We start from the raw sequence: 18,275 nt of genomic DNA, 5'->3' as shown, positions 1-18,275 counted from the left end.
TTTACAATTTTCACGTTTTTATTAGAGTATAATGCATATGTTGGTTGGTTTTCAAAAACAAATGAGAGTGAGGGAATACAATGTCAATGAAAAACAAAGTTGGGCTAAGAATAGAGGATGGCATTAATTTAGCTTCAGCTCAGTTTAAAGAAGATGCGTATGAAGTTTATAAAGAATCTAGAAAAGTGCAACCTATCTTATTTGTGAATAAAACTGAACTAGGTGCGGAATGGCTTATCACAAGATATGAAGATGCCTTGCCGCTTTTAAAAGATAATCGTTTAAAAAAAGATTGGACAAATGTGTTTTCTCAAGATACAAAGAACATGTATCTATCCGTTGACAATAGTGACCACTTAACAACACATATGCTAAATTCAGATCCACCTAACCACAGTCGTTTGCGTTCTTTAGTTCAAAAAGCTTTTACACCGAAGATGATTGCACAATTAGACGGAAGAATTCAGAGAATAGCGGATGATTTGATAAGTGATATAGAGCGAAAAGGTACATTAAATCTTGTGGATGATTATTCATTCCCATTACCGATTATTGTAATAAGTGAGATGCTTGGTATTCCAAAAGAGGATCAAGAAAAATTTAGAATTTGGTCTCATGCTGTTATTGCATCGCCAGAAACACCTGAAGAAATAAAAGAAACTGAAAAACAACTATCTGAGTTTATTACATATCTTCAATATTTAGTTGATATGAAACGAAAAGAGCCGAAAGAAGACTTGGTAAGTGCTCTAATAGTTGCAGAGAGTGCAGGGCATAAACTTAGCGCTCGAGAACTATATTCAATGATAATGTTACTAATTGTAGCAGGACACGAGACGACAGTAAATTTAATTACAAATACGGTATTAGCACTTCTTGAAAATCCAAATCAATTACAGTTATTAAAAGATAATCCAAAACGAATTGATTCGGCTATTGAGGAAGGATTGCGTTATTATTCTCCAGTTGAGGTTACAACTGCAAGATGGGCAGCGGAACCTTTTCAAATTCATGAACAAACAATCCAAAAAGGGGATATGGTTGTCATTGCATTAGCTTCCGCTAACCGTGATGAAACAGTATTTGAGAATCCGGAAGTATTCGATATTACTCGCGAGAATAATCGTCACATCGCCTTTGGTCATGGTAGCCATTTCTGCCTAGGGGCTCCGCTTGCTAGGTTAGAAGCGAAGATTGCTATTACTACTTTGTTTAATCGAATGCCGGAACTACAAATAAAAGGCGATCGTAAAGACATTAAATGGCAAGGTAACTATTTAATGCGTTCTTTAGAGGAATTGCCTTTAACTTTCTAGAATAGTTAAAGGGAGACATGCATACATCGAAACTGATTTACATAGAGTATGTATGTGTTATTTAAATTCGAAACGGAAGGGTGAAAACATCCCAATGATCAACTAATTCTATTTGTAAGAGATCTTCGTTAAAAAACGAAATATTCTTCTGAATAGGGTTAGTCTGTACATGTATAGAAAAGGGGTGTATTTCGCTCTGCGAATATATAGTCTTTTTATATGATTTGTGCTGCCTCCTGTTCAGAACATGAAATAGGAGGCTTTTTATGTCGACAAATGTAGTAACGAAACAAAACAATGGGGTATCACAAGTATTAAAAAATCGGTTTGTACAAGGGATTTTAGCATCAGCATTATTTTTACAAATAGGAATATGGGTTCGAAACTTTGCGGTATTACTATATGTAATGGAAATGACAAAAGGTGATGCTTTTGCTATTTCGATGATTTCAGTTGCTGAATTCGCTCCAATTTTTATTTTCTCGTTTATTGGCGGAACTTTTGCTGATAGGTGGAAGCCAAAGAAGACAATGATATGGTGTGAAACGTTAAGTTCCATTTCAGTATTCGCTGTATTAATTACGCTTATGTTTGGAACGTGGAAAATTGTGTTTTTTGTGACACTCATCTCTGCAATCCTTTCACAGTTTTCACAACCATCTGGAATGAAGTTGTTTAAACAACATTTATCAACGGAACAAATTCAATTAGCAATGTCTATATATCAAACGATATTTGCAATATTTATGGTATTAGGACCAATCCTAGGGACATTTATCTTTCATAGTTTTGGAATTTATATTTCAATCATCATAACAGGTATCTCATTTTTACTTGCGGCAGTTGTATTGTTATTTCTTCCGAAAGATCTTGAAAACGACGTAGAAAAGAAAAATATCACTCTGTTGCAGGAGATGAAGGATGGTATTAAGTATGTTAAAAAGAAAAAAGCATTAACTTTGCTAGGGCTTTGTTTTATGGCTGCAGGACTAGGTATAGGATTAATTCAGCCACTAGGGATATTTATTGTGACTGAGCAGTTAGGGTTATCAAAAGAGAGTTTACAGTGGCTATTAACAGTAAATGGTGCGGGTATGATTGTTGGTGGAGCTATAGCGATGGTATTTGCGAAAAACGTTGCTCCGCAAAAGATGTTAATTGTAGGAATGCTTGGTCAGGCGATTGGCATCGGTATTATAGGTTACTCCACAAATTTATGGTTAACACTTACTGCTCAACTTTTTAGCGGTTTAGCTCTTCCGTGTATCCAAATAGGGATTAATACGCTCATTATTCAAAATAGTGATACTGATTTTATTGGAAGGGTAAATGGTATTTTAAGTCCACTATTTACCGGTTCAATGGTGGTAACGATGAGTATTGCTGGTTCATTAAAAGAGATGTTTTCATTAGGTACGATGTACGAGGGAACCGCACTACTATTTGTTATTGGATTATTATTTATTTTACCTATATATAACCTAAAGCCAACAATTGTAGTAGAAAGTGAAAATAGTAAAGGAAGTGCTGTACAACATGAATCCTAATCCAAATGTTAAATATCCTATTGAAGGAAATCAAAACGTTCAATTTATAAAAAATACAATAACAAAATCTAACATACTCGTTGGTGACTATTCTTATTATGATGTGAAAGATGGAGAAACATTTGAAGATCGAGTATTACATCATTATGAATTTCTTGGAGATCGTCTTATCATTGGAAAGTTTTGTTGCATTGCATCTGGAGTTAACTTTATTATGAACGGAGCGAATCATCGGATGGATGGATTTTCGACATATCCATTTAATATATTTGGAAATGGGTGGGAGAAGTATACACCTAGTTTGTCTGATTTACCTTACAAAGGTGATACAGTTATAGGAAATGACGTTTGGATTGGTATGGATACAACTATTATGCCTGGAATAAGAATAGGGGATGGTGCAATCATTGCGGCTAAATCTGTTGTGACTAGAGACGTCGCACCATATACAATTGTTGGTGGAAACCCTGCAAATAAAATAAAAGAGAGATTTTCAAATGAAATAATAGAAGAATTATTGCAAATTCAATGGTGGCATTTTGATATTGAAAAAATAACTGGAAATATAGATGCAATTGTACGAGGAAATATTGAACCATTAAGAAAGCTGAAAAGGTAATAAAAAATACATGACAAAGAGTATCATACCTCCGAATTTTGTTAATGATAATAGAACAAGGAGGTGTGATACTATGGCACAAGACGTTTTATGTGAAGTAAACAACTGTAAATTTTGGGCTAACGGTAATAAATGTAGTGCAGATGCAATTTATGTAGTAAGTAATAAAGGGAAACACGCATCAACAACAGAAGAAACAGATTGCAAAACTTTTGATCCAGAAATATAAATTTTTAAAGGGTAGCCAAATCGTGGTTGCCCTTTTATTAATTATAGTATTGATAATAAATCTCATTTTCATTCATTATTTTTAACTTTTCTTGTTATTTTTTCATATTTTCTTCATGAGTGATGCAATCCAACTTAATTCATGTTCAATTCGTGATTTACTAAATTCAATGACTTCTGTAATAAAAGATGAGGCAACATCTAGAGACTGAATAGCAGTAAGCTGATTATGTAGTACGTTTTGACGTACAGTCAAAATCTCTTTTCTAGCCTCATAGTCAAGTTTTTCAAATAGCGCGATACGAACAAGAAATTCTGCATTGTTTGTCGCAAGTTTTTCAGGAAACTCTCTTAACATTTCAGAAAAAATTTCTTCTCCTGTTTCTGTTATATCGTACATATTTCGGTTTGGTTTTCCGACTTGTTTATGTATTTTTTTCGTTATAGCCCCCATATTTTCAAAGCGCCGAAGGGTGGGATAAAGCATATTGTGATTTAATTCGAAATTCGCACCTAACCGATTTTGAATGTTTTTCTTTATTTCATATCCATGTTTTGGTCCTGTTGTTAATTCTGCTAGTAGTAAAATGTCAACGTACATAAAAATCCCCCTTATATATTTCTCAAGTTGTCTAATGAAAAATCCCCTCTAACATATGTTAAAATAACATATGTTAGTTTATACAACTTTGAACTGCCAACCTATCACTTTTATTGTAAAAGAAAAGGGAGGAAAGAACTATGGCTTCACCTGAAAATGTTATTTTAGTTCATGAAATTTCAAAGCTGAAAACAAAAGAAGAATTATGGAATTCGTATGAATGGTATCGTTTGATGAGGGATAATTACCCGGTTCATTATGATGAAGAGCAGGATGTATGGAATGTTTTTTTATACGATGACGTAAATCGTGTTTTATCAGATTATCGCTTATTTTCAAGTAGAAGGGAGCGCAGACAATTCTCAATCCCTCCTTTAGAAACTAGAATAAATATAAACTCTACTGATCCACCAGAACACCGAAATGTACGTTCCATTGTATCTAAGGCATTTACTCCAAGAAGTATAGAACAATGGAAACCTCGAATACAGGCTATTGCAGATGAACTTGTACAACATATCGAAAAATGTAGTGAAGTTAATATCGTTGAACAGTTTGCTGCACCTTTACCTGTTACTGTTATTTCCGATTTATTAGGAGTCCCAACAACAGATCGTAAAAAAATTAAAGAATGGTCTGATATTTTATTTATGCCGTATAGTAAAGAAAAATTTAATGATCTGGATGCCGAGAAAGGGACAGCATTACATGAATTCAAAGCATATCTTCTACCGATTGTTCAGGAAAAGAGGTATCATTTAACAGATGATATCATTTCCGATTTAATTCGAGCTGAATATGAAGGCGAAAGATTAACCGATGAAGAAATTGTAACCTTTTCATTAGGGTTATTAGCGGCTGGGAATGAAACTACTACAAATTTAATTATTAATAGTTTTTATTGCTTTTTAGTAGACTCACCTGGAATTTATCAAGAGTTAAGAAAAGAACCTAACTTAATTTCAAAAGCGATTGAGGAAGTATTACGTTTTCGTTTTCCTGTTACATTAGCTCGAAGGATTACAGAGGATACAAATATATTTGGCCCTTTAATGAAAAAAGATCAGATGATTGTTGCGTGGGTTAGCGCAGCAAATTTAGATGAGAAAAAATTTTCACAAGCCTCTCAATTTAATGTACATCGAATAGGAAATGAAAAACATTTAACCTTTGGTAAAGGTCCTCACTTTTGCTTAGGGGCACCACTTGCACGTTTAGAAGCTGAGATTGCATTAACTACCTTTATAAATGCTTTTGAAAAAATAGAGTTATCTTCATCTTTCTGTCTAGAAGATTGTATATTGGAAAATGAACAAACATTAAAATACTTACCTATTCGATTGAAAGCTAAATAAAACTCGTAACAAGGTGCATACATTGGCATCTTGTTTTTTTTGTTTCTCAATTGTGAGTTTTTAATACTTACCTTAATATGGAATTGTATAAACCGTAGAGGAGGATTCTTATGTTGACTTGTAATGGAAGTAAATCATTTCAAAAGTTTATTAAAGGTGTTACAGATCTTATGGAAAATTGTTTATTTGAAGAAGAAATCGTGTGTGGCATTGAAAAGTTACTAGAAGAACTTTTAGAAAAGAAAACATGGCTTCCGTTAGATAAGCAGAAGGCGAATTTGACTCAATATGCACGACATTTACTGTATGAAGATCCGCTCAAACGTTTTGAAGTACTAGCTCTCGTATGGAAAGATGGACAATCTACACCGTTACATGACCATGATGGTACATGGGGAGTAGAAGGCGTTTTTACAGGTAGGATAATGGTGCAGAACTTTATACAAACAAAACAGCTTGCAAATTCACTTGTTTATTTAAAGCATACAGGAAATCTTTATTTGGGAGAAGGAGAAACAGATAAAGTGATTCCACCAGCTGATTGTCATATTCTTGAGATTACTAAAAATGAAAGCGTTATCACTATTCATGTTTACGGAAAACGTTTAGAAAAGTTTAAAGTATATATCCCAACTAAAGAAAAGAATGTGTACATGAGTGAGACAAAATATATTAGTTATAATTCATAGTTTGAAATCAAAAGCTTTTCTTTAAAAAGAAAAGCTTTTGATTTTATTTTTAATTATTTCTTGACCTGAAACGCTTTTCATAAATTATAAATAAGAAGTACCTCACGAGGATTGTATGAAAACGATACCTAATAATGAATTAGAACTCGTGTATTTATAGAAAGTGGTGAAGAAATAATGAAATTAATCGCAATTGATTTAGATGGAACTCTTCTTTCGGGGAATAAAATGATTAGTAAAGAAAACGCAGAAGCAATTCGAACATGTCAAGAAGCTGGCCATGTTGTAGCAATTTGTACAGGACGTTCTATTGTTGACATTGAACGATTATTGTTAGAAGTTGATTTAGAGTGTCCAATTATTGCGGAAAATGGTGCGCTTATATATAAAGATAAAAAAATGATGAAGAGATACCCAATTCAAAATATGCAGGCACTTGAGATTGTAGAATATCTTGAAGAGAATGGCTTGTATTATCAGCTTTATACTGATAAAGGTGTGTATGTACCGGATTATGGAGTAGAGAGTGTACGTAATGAAATTGAGTATGTAAAGAATTCAAAAGAAAATTTCGACTTGAAAGAGTTAGAAACAATCGCAGCATTATATCTTGAGCATACAGCGTTTCATAGTGCGGAAAGTTGTAAAACAATTGTAGAAACAGATATACACGTGCATAAACTATTACCATTTTCTTACGATATAGAGAAATTAAAAAAACTAAAAGAAACATTTCTTCATAATACAGATTTAGCAATTACTTCTTCATATTGGCACAATTTAGAGATTAATCATCGAGATGCTCAAAAAGGGAATGGATTATATACTTTAGCAGAACATCTTAATATTCCAGTTGAAAATACGGTAGCGATAGGTGATGGGTTAAACGATGTTTCTATGATGGAAAAGGCAAACATATCAATTGCGATGGGGAATGCAGTTGAAGAAATAAAAGCGATGTGTAAATACGAAACGTTATCAAATGAAGAACACGGTGTGGCACATGCTTTATATAAATATGTAATGTAATTGAAAAAGAAAACAAGAATCCAATTGGATTCTTGTTTTCTTTTTTATTAGGGGTAAGGTATTCTATGAGACTCATAGAAGCCTTATTACATTTTATTATATAGAATATATTGGAATAAATGTGTATATTTTTCATGAAAATTGTGAATGTTTTATGAACTTTATACTTATTGCATTTTTATACTGCTATTAGTGACGTGTATGAATCTCAAGACAAAATGCAGTGAATGTAAAGAGGAATTCAAGTTATCTAAACAATCAGTGAGGGATGAACGAAAAACCTATTAATTATAGGTACATTTAGTATAGATATTCTTTTCTGATTTTAATTGAAAAATAAAATTTGTTCGAATAATTATTCTACAGCTATATACCTATACTAGCTTTCTTCGTATAATGAAGAAGTATGAATTTTAAATTTGTATTAATTTTACATATTGAGGTGAAAAAAGAATGAATTCGCGGCTAATGGAACTTATTGATGTGAGTACAATAGAAACCATGGCAGAACAATTTTATAAATTAACTAACATATCACATCAACTTCTTGATGCTGAAAAAGAGTGTGTTTTTTCATTCGGAATGAATGAAATAAAAAAAAGTAAACTTCCAAAGATTGAAATCCCCATTTTCTTATACAATCAATATTTAGGATCTTTTGTTGTATGGTCCAAAAAAAGCGAAATTTTTAGTTGTCAAAAATACTTTGAAATGCTCTCAAGTTTAATTTTAGATGGCGCAATAAAAGTATTTCAAAGTAAAAATACAACGTTGCTTTCTCAGAAAGAGGAGGAACTACATACGATTTTACAAAACATGCCCGTTATGGTCGATGCGCTTGATTATAATGGAGATTTTGTTTTATGGAATCGTGAATGTGAAATCGTAACAGGTTATAGCGCCGAAGAAATAATTGGAAATCCAAATGCACTTCGATTATTGTATCCTGATCATAGTTATCGCCATCAAATACAAAAGAAATTTTTAACTTGTGGAAAAAATTTCAGAGATTGGGAAATGCACTTAACATGTAAAAATGGTGAAATCAAAACAATAATGTGGTCGAATATATCAGAACAGTTTCCTGTAACAGGATATAGTTATTGGGCTGTTGGTGTAGATATTACACATTTAAAAGCGATAGAAGAGCAGTTAAAACAACAAACGTCTGAACTGGAATTAATTTTTAAAGCTTTACCAGATTTATGTTTCTTAACAGAAGATGATGGCACAATTATAGATTACAAAGCAGGGTCTCCTACAAAGTTTTACGTACCTGCAGAAGCTTTTATGGGGAAAAAGTTTTACGAAGTATTACCATCTCCAGTAGCGCAGCAGTTTCAGGAAGCCATTAGTCAAGTGAAGGAAAAAGGAACGAATGTAATTGTAGAATATCCACTCACACTTAATGGAAGTATTGATTTCTTTGAGGCTAGGTGCTTACCATTGTTACATGATAAAATTATGATTATTGTACGCGACATCACAGAGCGGAAGAAGACAGAAGAATTGCTAAACAAATCAGATACGCTTGCAGCAATTGGTCAATTAGCAGCTGGTGTAGCTCATGAAGTAAGAAATCCTTTAACTGTAATTAAAGGTTTTATACAGTTATTCCAAATTAATAAAGAAGATCAAGAAAGATATTTTGATCTTATGCTTTCTGAAATTGAAAGGATAGAAGCAATCCTTCAAGAATTTCTGTCAATTGCTAAAACAGATGAGATAAATACAGAAAAGAAAAATATTTATCAAATTTTTAAAAATGTCGTATCGTTAATGAATACAAAAGCAATTATGACAAATATTCAAGTTGAACTATTTACTGATGCCGAAGATATAATTATTGAATGCTCAGAGAATCAATTGAAACAAGTATTTATTAATATTTTGCAAAATTCAATCGAAGCTATGCCAGATGGTGGAAGAATTTCAATCCACATAAAAGAAACAAATGATGATGGTGTCATTATTCATGTAATAGATAAAGGAATAGGAATACCTGAAGAAAGAATTAAGAGGTTAGGCGAGCCTTTTTATAGTACGAAAGAAAAAGGGACTGGTATTGGATTAATGTTAAGTTACAAAATTATCGAGAGTCATCAAGGGACAATTGGTATCATGAGTGAGGTTGGTGTCGGGACAACAGTATCTATTTCCTTACCGAAAGTTCAGAGTAAACAATTTCCTTCTAATTGTGACGAAAGATGTATATCATTACGCGCTAGTAGTAACTCTTGAATCACTTAATACCCAATAACAAAGCGATTAGTGAAAGCTAAGCTTTTTGTTATTGGGTATTTTTATATTTAATTTAGTAAACTTTACCTTTTCTTTACCTTTGTTTTAATTTCTATTAAGTTTTACACATTATATTAATATTTGTACAAAGTAATGTGTTTATTAGTAGAAAAATTTAAGGAGGAGACTATGACAGGGTGAAAAAACAAGAGAAAAAAAGTGGTGGAGTAGTACCTCTTCGGTTAAATATTTTATTTCTTTGTGTATTTTTGTTGTTTTCTGGAATAATTATTCAGTTAGGGAAAGTACAAATTTTTGATGGAGAAACATATAAAAATGAAGTAGAAAAGAGAGAAAAAGCAACCGTTGGTCTTTCTGTACCACGAGGGAAAATATTTGATCGCGAAGGAAATCCAGTAATTGATAATAAGTCTTTACGTACGATTACATATACAAAAGTGAAAGGTGTAAAACAAGAAGAAATATTAAAAACAGCAAGACAACTTGCAGACATAATTGAAATGCCGCAAGAAGATATAGATAAGTTAACGGAGACTGATAAGAAAGATTTTTGGATGCAGTTAAATCCAGAACTTACTCAAGACTTAGTATCAAAAAAAGAAATAGAAAAGTTCCGAGATAAGGATATTACCGGAAAAGAGCTAGACAAAAAAATAGAAGATTTAAAAAGGAAGCGCGTTACAGATAAAAATCTTCAAGAACTAACGACTAAAGATATAGAATTGTTAGCTATTAAAAGTAAAATGACTTCAGGTTTTCAAATGGCGCCTCAGATTATTAAAAAGGACGTTAGTGAAAAGGAATACACGATGATTAGTGAAAATTTAGCGAATCTTCCAGGTGTAGACGCATCAGTTGATTGGGAGAGAATCTATGTAAATGATGGTTTATTCCGTTCCGTCCTTGGTAACGTTTCAAATGCTGATGAAGGATTGCCACGTGAACGATTAGATTATTATTTAGTGCGTGATTATAGCCGAAATGATAGGGTTGGCAAAAGTTATATCGAACAGCAATACGAAGATATACTTCATGGTACAAAAAAAGAAGTAAGAAGTATTGCTGATAAACAAGGAAATACTATTAGAACGGAAACTGTTACTGAAGGGAAAAGCGGTAAAAACTTAACTTTAACAATAGATATGGAGTTGCAAAAAAAAGTAGAGGAGAGCATAGAAAAAATATTAAAGGCATATAAAGGATCTGAATCGATGTTGGACCGTGCTTTCGTTGTAATGATGAATCCGAAAAATGGACAAGTATTATCAATGGCAGGGAAAAGACTTGTAGAAAAAGAAGGAAAAATAGAAGTTGAAGATTATGCTTTAGGCACGATGACAAGTTCATACGAGCTAGGATCAACAGTTAAAGGGGCAACAGTATTAACTGGATTTGAAACAAAAGCAATAACACCAGGTACTTATTTTTATGATGCACCTATGAAGTTTAAAGGAACTAGGGAGAAAAAATCTTGGAAAGCGTTCGGAAATATTGATGATTTAAGAGCTTTACAAGTTTCTTCTAACGTCTATATGTTTAACACAGCATTAAAAATTGCAGGTGTAGAGTATGTGAAAAATAGCTCGTTAAATATTAAACAGGAAAGTTTTGATAAAATGAGATATTATTTCAGACAATTTGGATTAGGTGTTCCAACGGGCATTGATTTACCAAATGAAACAGCTGGCCAAATTGGTAAAAAAGATAATCAACCTGGTTTCTTACTAGACTACTCAATCGGTCAATATGATACGTATACACCGCTTCAGCTTGTACAGTATATTTCGACTATCGCAAACGGTGGTTATCGTATGAAACCACAAATTGTTCAAGAAATTAGAGAACAGACTGTTCAAAAAGATGAAATCGGTAAAGTAATGCAGGCAATAGAACCAGTCGTTTTAAATAAAGTGGATATGAAAGAGGAGTATATAAATCAAGTAAAAGAAGGCTTTAGAAGGGTATTCCAAGAAGGTGATGGAACAGGAGTAAGGGCGTTCCAAAAAGCATCATATAAACCAGCTGGTAAAACAGGTACTGCACAGACAGTATACGGTGGAGAAAATGATATTGGAAGAAATGAAAAAGGCGAGCGAAGAGAATGTTATAACTTAACATTAGCAGGATATGCGCCATATGATAATCCAGAAGTAGCTTTTTCTGTAGTTGTACCATGGGTTATCAATGATAAATCTGGTATTAATTCAGATATTGGAAAAGAAATTTTAGATGCTTATTTTGAATTGAAAAATAAGCGATTAACTGGAGAAGCTACAAATATAGATAATTCTAAAGAGAATTAAAATGTAAGGAACGTCTCTAGCATTTATTTGAACTAGAGGCGTTTTTATATGAGGATAGATTAGAAATGAGGTATATATGAAGCTGTTTATTCTAAAATATTGGAGGAACATATGTAGTTATATCATAATGATAATTGGGATTATTTTTATTAATAACTCTTTTTTGTTTTGTATGGTAGAAGGAATTTCGATGCAACCTACTTTGAATGAAAAAGATCATATACTTGTTCATAAGGTGAATGTCTATTTTTCGTCTTTTCAACATGGCGATGTTGTAATAATAAATAAAGAAAATGAGCCTACATACTATGTGAAACGAATTATTGGATTACCAGGAGATAAAATACAAATTAGAAACGATGTAGTATATATAAACGGAAAAAATAAAGATGAGACATATATTCAATTAGACACATTACTAGTATATAATCGTTTTTCAAACTTTAGAGAAATGGAAGTTCCCTCGCATAAATTATTTGTATTAGGGGATAATCGCAATCATAGTATGGATAGTAGAAATACACTTGGACTTATAGATGAGTCACATGTAATAGGTAAAGTGAAAATGGTATATTATCCATTAGATCAAATAAAATGGTTAAAATAATTCTATTAATTATTCACGTTTTATAAAAAACATCATATATTGATAGCATAGGACAAGCAGAAAATCTTGTTCTAACCTCACAGAACACTCCTTATCACGGTTAGGCATCTACATAGGTAGATGCTTTTTTTGTTAATGACTGAAAATTATTTATCAACATAATGTAGCGAGCGTATTAGGACTATTAGGGGAAGATTACTTGTACAAATAACAATATGCGTAATAAAAACAATGAAACGTAAGGAGTGAGAAATAAGTGCTAAATATTTTAGTAGTTAATTTTCCAGCAGAGGGACATGTAAACCCTACATTAGGTTTGGTGAAAGCCTTTACTGAACGGGGGGATAACGTACATTATATTACAACGGAAAACTTTAAAGATAGGCTTGAAGATTTAGGCGCTACTGTACATACTCATCCAGATCTATTAAAGGAGATTTCTATTGATGCTGAAACTTCATCTGGGTTAAATGCTTTCTTTCATGTACATGTTCAAACTTCTATCTTTATATTAGAAATTACGAAACAATTATGTGAAAGCATAAAATTTGATTTCGTAATTTATGATATATTTGGTGCGGGAGAGTTAGTAAAAGAGTATTTACAAGTTCCAGGTGTAGTTTCTTCACCTATATTTTTAATTCCGCTAGAATTTTTGAAGACATTACCTTTTCATCCAAATGCAGATATACCATTCCAACCCGAGGAGCTCTCTGAAAAATTACTAAATCAGATGGAACATGAATTTGGAGTAAAGCCAAAGAATAATCTTCAATTTATGAATAATAAGGGTGATATTTGTCTCGTGTACACAAGTCGTTATTTTCAACCTAATAGCGATTCTTTCGGAGAAAAGAATATTTTTATTGGGCCGGGTTTTTCAAGACGGAAAACAAATGTAAAGTTTTCACTTGAATCACTTAAAGATAAGAAAGTAATTTACATTTCAATGGGAACGCTTCTTGAAGGGCTCGAACCATTCTTTAATACTTGCATCGACGCTTTTTTAGATTTTGAAGGGGTAGTCGTAATGGCAATTGGTGATAGAAATGATATTTCAAAAATAAAGCAAGCGCCAGATAATTTTATAATTGCTCCATACGTACCCCAGTCAGAAATATTAAGTGAAGCAGATGTTTTTATTACACATGGTGGCATGAATAGCGTACACGATGCGATTCACTATAATGTCCCATTTGTAATCATACCACACGATAAAGATCAGCCTATGATAGCGCAAAGATTAACTGAGCTTGAAGCGGCACAGCGACTATTGAAAGAACATGTTAATGTGCACACTTTAAAAGAGGCTGTAACAGATGTTCTTTCAAATGAAAAGTATAAACATGGTATACGAAAACTTAATGATAGCTTTTTAGAATGTGGTGGTTCAAAAGAAGCAATTGCAGTTATTGAATCTCTTTTAAATAAATAATTGTAACACTATAAAAGCATAGAGGTTCTCACCTTTATGCTTTTATAGTGTTATCCAGCAAATTGCACAGCAGTATTTGCATGTAAAAAAGCAGTATCAAAAACGGGAACAGTAAGATCATTTTGGGAGATGAGTAAAGGTATTTCAGTACAGCCTAGTAATATACCTTCAGCGCCGTTTTGAATTAATGACTTTGTAATTTGTAATAGCTTTTCTTTAGATGCTTCTGAAATGATCCCTCTACTTAATTCATCTAATATGACATGATGGATAAACGTTCTTTCCTCGTCATTTGGGATAATTGTCTCAATGTCATATTTCGCTAATCGTGATTTATAGAAATCTTGCTCCATCGTTTGTTTTGTTCCTAATAGTCCGATACGTTTTATATTTTGTTCTACCATTTCTTTAGCACTTACATCACCAATGTGAAGAAGCGGGATAGAGATTGCTTGTTCTACTTCCTCGGCAAATAGATGTACGGTATTTGAACACATTAATAAACAGTCAGCCCCAGATTTTTCAACCTTCTTTGCAACCGTGACTAGTTCATTTTTTACTTCTTCATATTGATGGTTTTGTAATAAAGTAGTTACTTCTCCAAAGTCCATACTATATAAAACTAGCTTCGCATTTTGATCGTATTGAGAGAGTGTAAGTGTATTAATATGTTTATAGTATAATGATGTCGATTCCCAACTTAATCCTCCAATTAAACCAATAACTTTCATAATGCATTCCTCCCGAAACGATTTTGAATATATTATTTCATAATTCCGATAAGAATACAATGATTTAAATGTACTATTTAACAAAAAATAAAAATAGTAAGAAAAGTATTGAAATTTACACTTCTTAGTGCCATAATACAAATTACAAATTAATACTTATCCAGAGAGGTGGAGGGAACGGCCCTAAGAAACCTCAGCAACCCCTATGCAATTTTATAGGAAGGTGCTAATTCCGCAGAGGACACGATGTGTTTTTTGAAAGATAAGAGGATTCTTGAACGTGAAAGAAAATGACCTCTTATATAAGAGGTCATTTTTTGTTGTATAGAAAGGGAGTGTCGATGCATAATTCATTTTTAAAATAAATATAGAATAATAAAAGTTGACCAATATGAGAGGGGAATTGTAATGAACAAATTATCAACAAAGTTAGTAGTAGCAATCGGAATTGGAGCAGCCTTATATGGGATATTAGGACTTTGGGGATTTTCTATTGCACCGAATACATTTATTAAACCAGCATTAGCTATATTAACAGTTTTTGGAGCATTATTTGGTCCAGTGGCAGGACTATTAATCGGACTTATCGGTCATACCGTAACAGATACGATCGCTGGCTGGGGTATTTGGTGGGGCTGGGTTATTAGTTCAGGGATTATTGGTTTTTCAATGGGGCTTATTCAAAAAAGAGTTGGCTTTAGTGTGAAAAACGGATCGTTTAGCAAGGGGGATATTTCTTATTTAGCAATTACTGGGTTAGTTGGTATTGTTATTGCTATTATATTTGCTGGAGCATTCGATATTATTGTGATGGGAGAACCATTTGACAAAATTGTTATACAAGTATTAGGAGCAACAATTTCCGATGTTATCGTATTCTTAGTTCTTGGATTGCCTCTTACAATTGGCTTGGCAAAATCCAATAAGAAACATACACATTTAAAAATTGAAAAGTAGGGATGTTAACATGCAACCAATTATTTCGTTTGAACAATTCACCTTTCAATATGGGCATGCTGCGCAGCCTACTTTAAGTGATATTACCTTTCATATATACCCTGGGGAAAAAGTGCTAATTGCTGGACGAAGTGGTTCAGGAAAGTCGACATTAGCTCATTGTATCAATGGGCTAATCCCATTTTCTTATGAAGGGGTTAGTGCAGGTAACGTTTTAATTGCCGGTAAAGACCCGAGGGAAGGCAGTATTTTTGAACAAAGTAAACAGGTAGGAACAATTTTGCAAGATCAAGATGCTCAATTTATTGGTCTTACAGTAGAAGAGGATGTAGCTTTTTATTTAGAAAATGAATGTGTAAATCAAGATGACATGAAAAAGATTGTTTCGGATTCATTAAAAAAGGTAAAGATGCATACTTTTCATAAACAAAGTCCGCATGAATTATCCGGAGGCCAAAAGCAGACTGTTTCTTTGGCAGGCCTGTTAACAACAAATGCTGATATATTATTGTTCGATGAACCGTTAGCAAACTTAGATCCGCTAAGTGCCTTACATACGATAGAACTTATGAAAGATATACATGAACAATATAATAAAACGATTGTTATTATCGAACATAGGATAGAAGACATTTTAAAACTGGATTTAGATAAAGTTATATTAATTGATGAAGGTAAAGTCATTGCGGTAGGAACACCAAAAGAAATTTTAGCGTCAAATATATTACCACGTATTGGCTTAAGAGAGCCTATTTATATCGAAGCATTAAAGAGATTATATTTTGATAGTAAGAATGACGTAATATATCCAATGGAAAACCTTCAAAAGGAAAAGGTTAGCAATATTATACAAGGGTGGATGGAGAAACAAGTTATATTAAAAGGTAATACTAAAAACAAGGAATTACTTAAAGTGGAGAATTTATCATTTTCATATCCTAATAAACAAAAAGTATTAGAAAATGTAAATCTTTCAATATACGAAGGAGAAATAATGGCACTGTTGGGGCATAATGGAGCAGGGAAATCAACGTTAGCTCATAGTCTTATAGGCATAAACAAAATAAAAAATGTGGAAATCTTATTAGAAGGTGAAAATATTAGTTCTTGGTCTATTCGTAAACGTGGAGAAATCATATCTTATGTGATGCAAAATCCAAATCATATGATTACACAGCCTACTGTTTTTGAAGAAGTTTCATTTACATTAAAATTAAATAATTTTTCTAAGGAAGAAATTAAGAATAGAGTAGAAGAAACTTTAAAAATTTGTGGTTTATATCCATTTCGTAATTGGCCAATTCAGGCATTAAGTTACGGACAAAAAAAGAGGCTAACTATTGCATCTGTACTAACAACAAATCCAAAACTTATCATATTAGATGAACCGACAGCTGGACAAGATTATTATCATTATAAACAATTTATGTCGTTTATTAGAAAACTTGCTAATAAAGGAATCTCATTTATTTTTATCACTCACGATATGAATCTCGCGTTAGAATATGCAGACCGTGCAGTCGTTCTACATGAAGGGAGAATTATTGCGGATAATATAGTGTCTAATGTATTAGGTGATCAAGAAACGTTACAAAGAGCCAACCTAAGAGAGAGTTCTTTAACCGAGCTTGTTAAATTTAGTGGGATTCCATGCCCAGAAAAATTTATGGAGCTTTATCTAGACAGTAATAGGAGGGAGGAAGGTGCATAGTACATATTTTCATCGTATGGATGGGGTAGTGAAATTATTTTTATTTATTTTTTGTATGACGCTTACTTTTTTGTTTTTTGATTTTCGGGTGTTGCTGATTTTATTTATTATTGGGTGTATCGGACTCGGAATTGCTAAAATTCCATTTCGTAAAATTTTAATTGTTTTTAGTGTCATATTTACATTTAGTTTATTAAACTCTGTCATGATTGTATTTATTACACCAACTCATGGATCTGAATTAACTGAATCATATACCTCGTTTTTACATGTTGGATATGCAACGATTACATATGAAACATTATTTTATGCAGCTACACTTTCATTAAAATATTTTACGTTATTACCATTTACACTTCTTTTTATTTACACGACAGATCCAAGCGAATTCGTAAGTAGCTTAAGTAAACTTGGTATTCATTATAAGATTACATATGCAATAAATATTGCACTGCGTTACATTCCTGACATTCAGTCTGAGTATAAAATTATTAAACATGCGCAAGAAGCGAGAGGAGTGGCTTTTGAAAAAGGAGAAGCAAGTTTATGGATTCGTATGAAGAACCGTGTTTTAATTTTCTGGCCGCTAATCATTCATTCTCTAGAAAGAATAGATACGGTTTCAAATGCAATGGATTTAAGAGGATTTGGAAAGAGGGATAAACGTACATGGTTTTATACAAGTAAGGCGAAACGTGAAGATTTTATTGCTTTATTTGCCGGGTTTTTCATATTCATTGTTGCGGTATATTTAAAATTAAACGTATTTCAAAATTTTTGGTATCCATTTTAAAGCACTCTTACTTGAGTGCTTTTACTTATTTTTATGTAGACATGCTCAAAAAAGGGATAAACACATAATGTATAATACGAACCAGTTAAAAT

The 18,275-nt window shown here is 32.5% G+C and carries 16 protein-coding genes and 1 riboswitch; of the genes, 14 read left to right on the top strand and 2 right to left on the bottom strand.

The window, feature by feature from the left end; genetic code table 11:
* The first annotated feature begins 80 nt into the window (after positions 1-80).
* The 4 genes from COK05_RS18120 (at position 81) to COK05_RS18100 (ending at position 3,711) form a co-directional block, all read left to right on the top strand.
* Positions 81-1,316 (top strand): cytochrome P450 family protein, encoded by a 1,236-nt coding sequence (locus tag COK05_RS18120; RefSeq protein WP_098613691.1) that lies wholly within the window; start codon positions 81-83, stop codon positions 1,314-1,316.
* A 266-nt stretch (positions 1,317-1,582) separates the two neighbouring features.
* Positions 1,583-2,863 (top strand): MFS transporter, encoded by a 1,281-nt coding sequence (locus COK05_RS18110; RefSeq protein WP_098613690.1) that lies wholly within the window; start codon positions 1,583-1,585, stop codon positions 2,861-2,863.
* Positions 2,853-3,482 (top strand): Vat family streptogramin A O-acetyltransferase, encoded by a 630-nt coding sequence (locus COK05_RS18105; protein ID WP_098613689.1) that lies wholly within the window; start codon positions 2,853-2,855, stop codon positions 3,480-3,482. The genes COK05_RS18110 and COK05_RS18105 overlap by 11 nt, the downstream gene beginning before the upstream one ends.
* A gap of 73 nt (positions 3,483-3,555) precedes the next feature.
* Positions 3,556-3,711, top strand: coding sequence for a DUF1540 domain-containing protein (locus COK05_RS18100; RefSeq protein WP_000046092.1), 156 nt, complete (start codon positions 3,556-3,558; stop codon positions 3,709-3,711).
* 102 nt (positions 3,712-3,813) lie between these two features.
* Here COK05_RS18100 and COK05_RS18095 read toward each other — a convergent pair whose 3' ends face one another.
* Positions 3,814-4,311 carry a PadR family transcriptional regulator gene (locus COK05_RS18095; RefSeq protein ID WP_098613688.1) on the bottom strand — a complete coding sequence of 166 codons (498 nt, stop codon included), beginning with the start codon at positions 4,309-4,311 and terminating at the stop codon, positions 3,814-3,816.
* A gap of 140 nt (positions 4,312-4,451) precedes the next feature.
* On the opposite strand from COK05_RS18095, the gene COK05_RS18090 reads away from it, so the two are divergent.
* From COK05_RS18090 to COK05_RS18055, 7 genes are all read left to right on the top strand, one after another.
* Complete coding sequence (locus tag COK05_RS18090; protein ID WP_098613687.1) at positions 4,452-5,666, top strand: cytochrome P450; 1,215 nt, start codon at positions 4,452-4,454, stop codon at positions 5,664-5,666.
* Positions 5,667-5,776: 110 nt separating this feature from the next.
* Entirely contained in the window at positions 5,777-6,355 is a 579-nt protein-coding gene (locus COK05_RS18085) for a cysteine dioxygenase family protein (protein ID WP_098613686.1), read from the top strand.
* A 177-nt stretch (positions 6,356-6,532) separates the two neighbouring features.
* Complete coding sequence (locus tag COK05_RS18080; RefSeq protein WP_098613685.1) at positions 6,533-7,384, top strand: Cof-type HAD-IIB family hydrolase; 852 nt, start codon at positions 6,533-6,535, stop codon at positions 7,382-7,384.
* A 453-nt stretch (positions 7,385-7,837) separates the two neighbouring features.
* Positions 7,838-9,625: a PAS domain-containing sensor histidine kinase gene (locus tag COK05_RS18070; RefSeq protein WP_141539150.1), complete on the top strand. Its 1,788-nt coding sequence runs from the start codon at positions 7,838-7,840 to the stop codon at positions 9,623-9,625.
* A gap of 197 nt (positions 9,626-9,822) precedes the next feature.
* Positions 9,823-11,949: a peptidoglycan D,D-transpeptidase FtsI family protein gene (locus COK05_RS18065; RefSeq protein ID WP_098613683.1), complete on the top strand. Its 2,127-nt coding sequence runs from the start codon at positions 9,823-9,825 to the stop codon at positions 11,947-11,949.
* Between the two features lie 76 nt (positions 11,950-12,025).
* Complete coding sequence (gene lepB / locus COK05_RS18060) at positions 12,026-12,556, top strand: signal peptidase I (protein WP_098613682.1); 531 nt, start codon at positions 12,026-12,028, stop codon at positions 12,554-12,556.
* Between the two features lie 256 nt (positions 12,557-12,812).
* Positions 12,813-13,991, top strand: a complete 1,179-nt coding sequence (locus COK05_RS18055; RefSeq protein ID WP_098613681.1) for a macrolide family glycosyltransferase — start codon at positions 12,813-12,815, stop codon at positions 13,989-13,991.
* A gap of 50 nt (positions 13,992-14,041) precedes the next feature.
* On the opposite strand, the gene COK05_RS18050 is transcribed toward COK05_RS18055, so the two are convergent.
* Positions 14,042-14,722: an aspartate/glutamate racemase family protein gene (locus COK05_RS18050; RefSeq protein ID WP_098613680.1), complete on the bottom strand. Its 681-nt coding sequence runs from the start codon at positions 14,720-14,722 to the stop codon at positions 14,042-14,044.
* A gap of 153 nt (positions 14,723-14,875) precedes the next feature.
* Positions 14,876-14,991, top strand: a riboswitch (SAM riboswitch).
* Positions 14,992-15,130: 139 nt separating this feature from the next.
* On the opposite strand from COK05_RS18050, the gene COK05_RS18045 reads away from it, so the two are divergent.
* From COK05_RS18045 to COK05_RS18035, 3 genes are read left to right on the top strand one after another with little or no spacing between them, the layout of a single operon-like run.
* Positions 15,131-15,679 carry an ECF-type riboflavin transporter substrate-binding protein gene (locus tag COK05_RS18045; protein WP_098613679.1) on the top strand — a complete coding sequence of 183 codons (549 nt, stop codon included), beginning with the start codon at positions 15,131-15,133 and terminating at the stop codon, positions 15,677-15,679.
* A 10-nt stretch (positions 15,680-15,689) separates the two neighbouring features.
* A complete protein-coding gene (locus COK05_RS18040) occupies positions 15,690-17,390 on the top strand; it encodes an ABC transporter ATP-binding protein (RefSeq protein WP_098613678.1) in 1,701 nt (566 codons plus the stop codon).
* A complete protein-coding gene (locus tag COK05_RS18035) occupies positions 17,383-18,183 on the top strand; it encodes an energy-coupling factor transporter transmembrane component T family protein (RefSeq protein WP_098613677.1) in 801 nt (266 codons plus the stop codon). Before COK05_RS18040 ends, COK05_RS18035 begins: the two co-directional genes overlap by 8 nt.
* Positions 18,184-18,275: the final 92 nt, after the last annotated feature.

Source organism: Bacillus cereus, assembly GCF_002567495.1.
Classification (GTDB): Bacteria; Bacillota; Bacilli; order Bacillales; family Bacillaceae_G; genus Bacillus_A; species Bacillus_A cereus_AQ.
The sequence above is the reverse complement of the archived record's forward strand: the minus strand, read 5'-3'. Positions and strand labels throughout refer to the sequence as shown.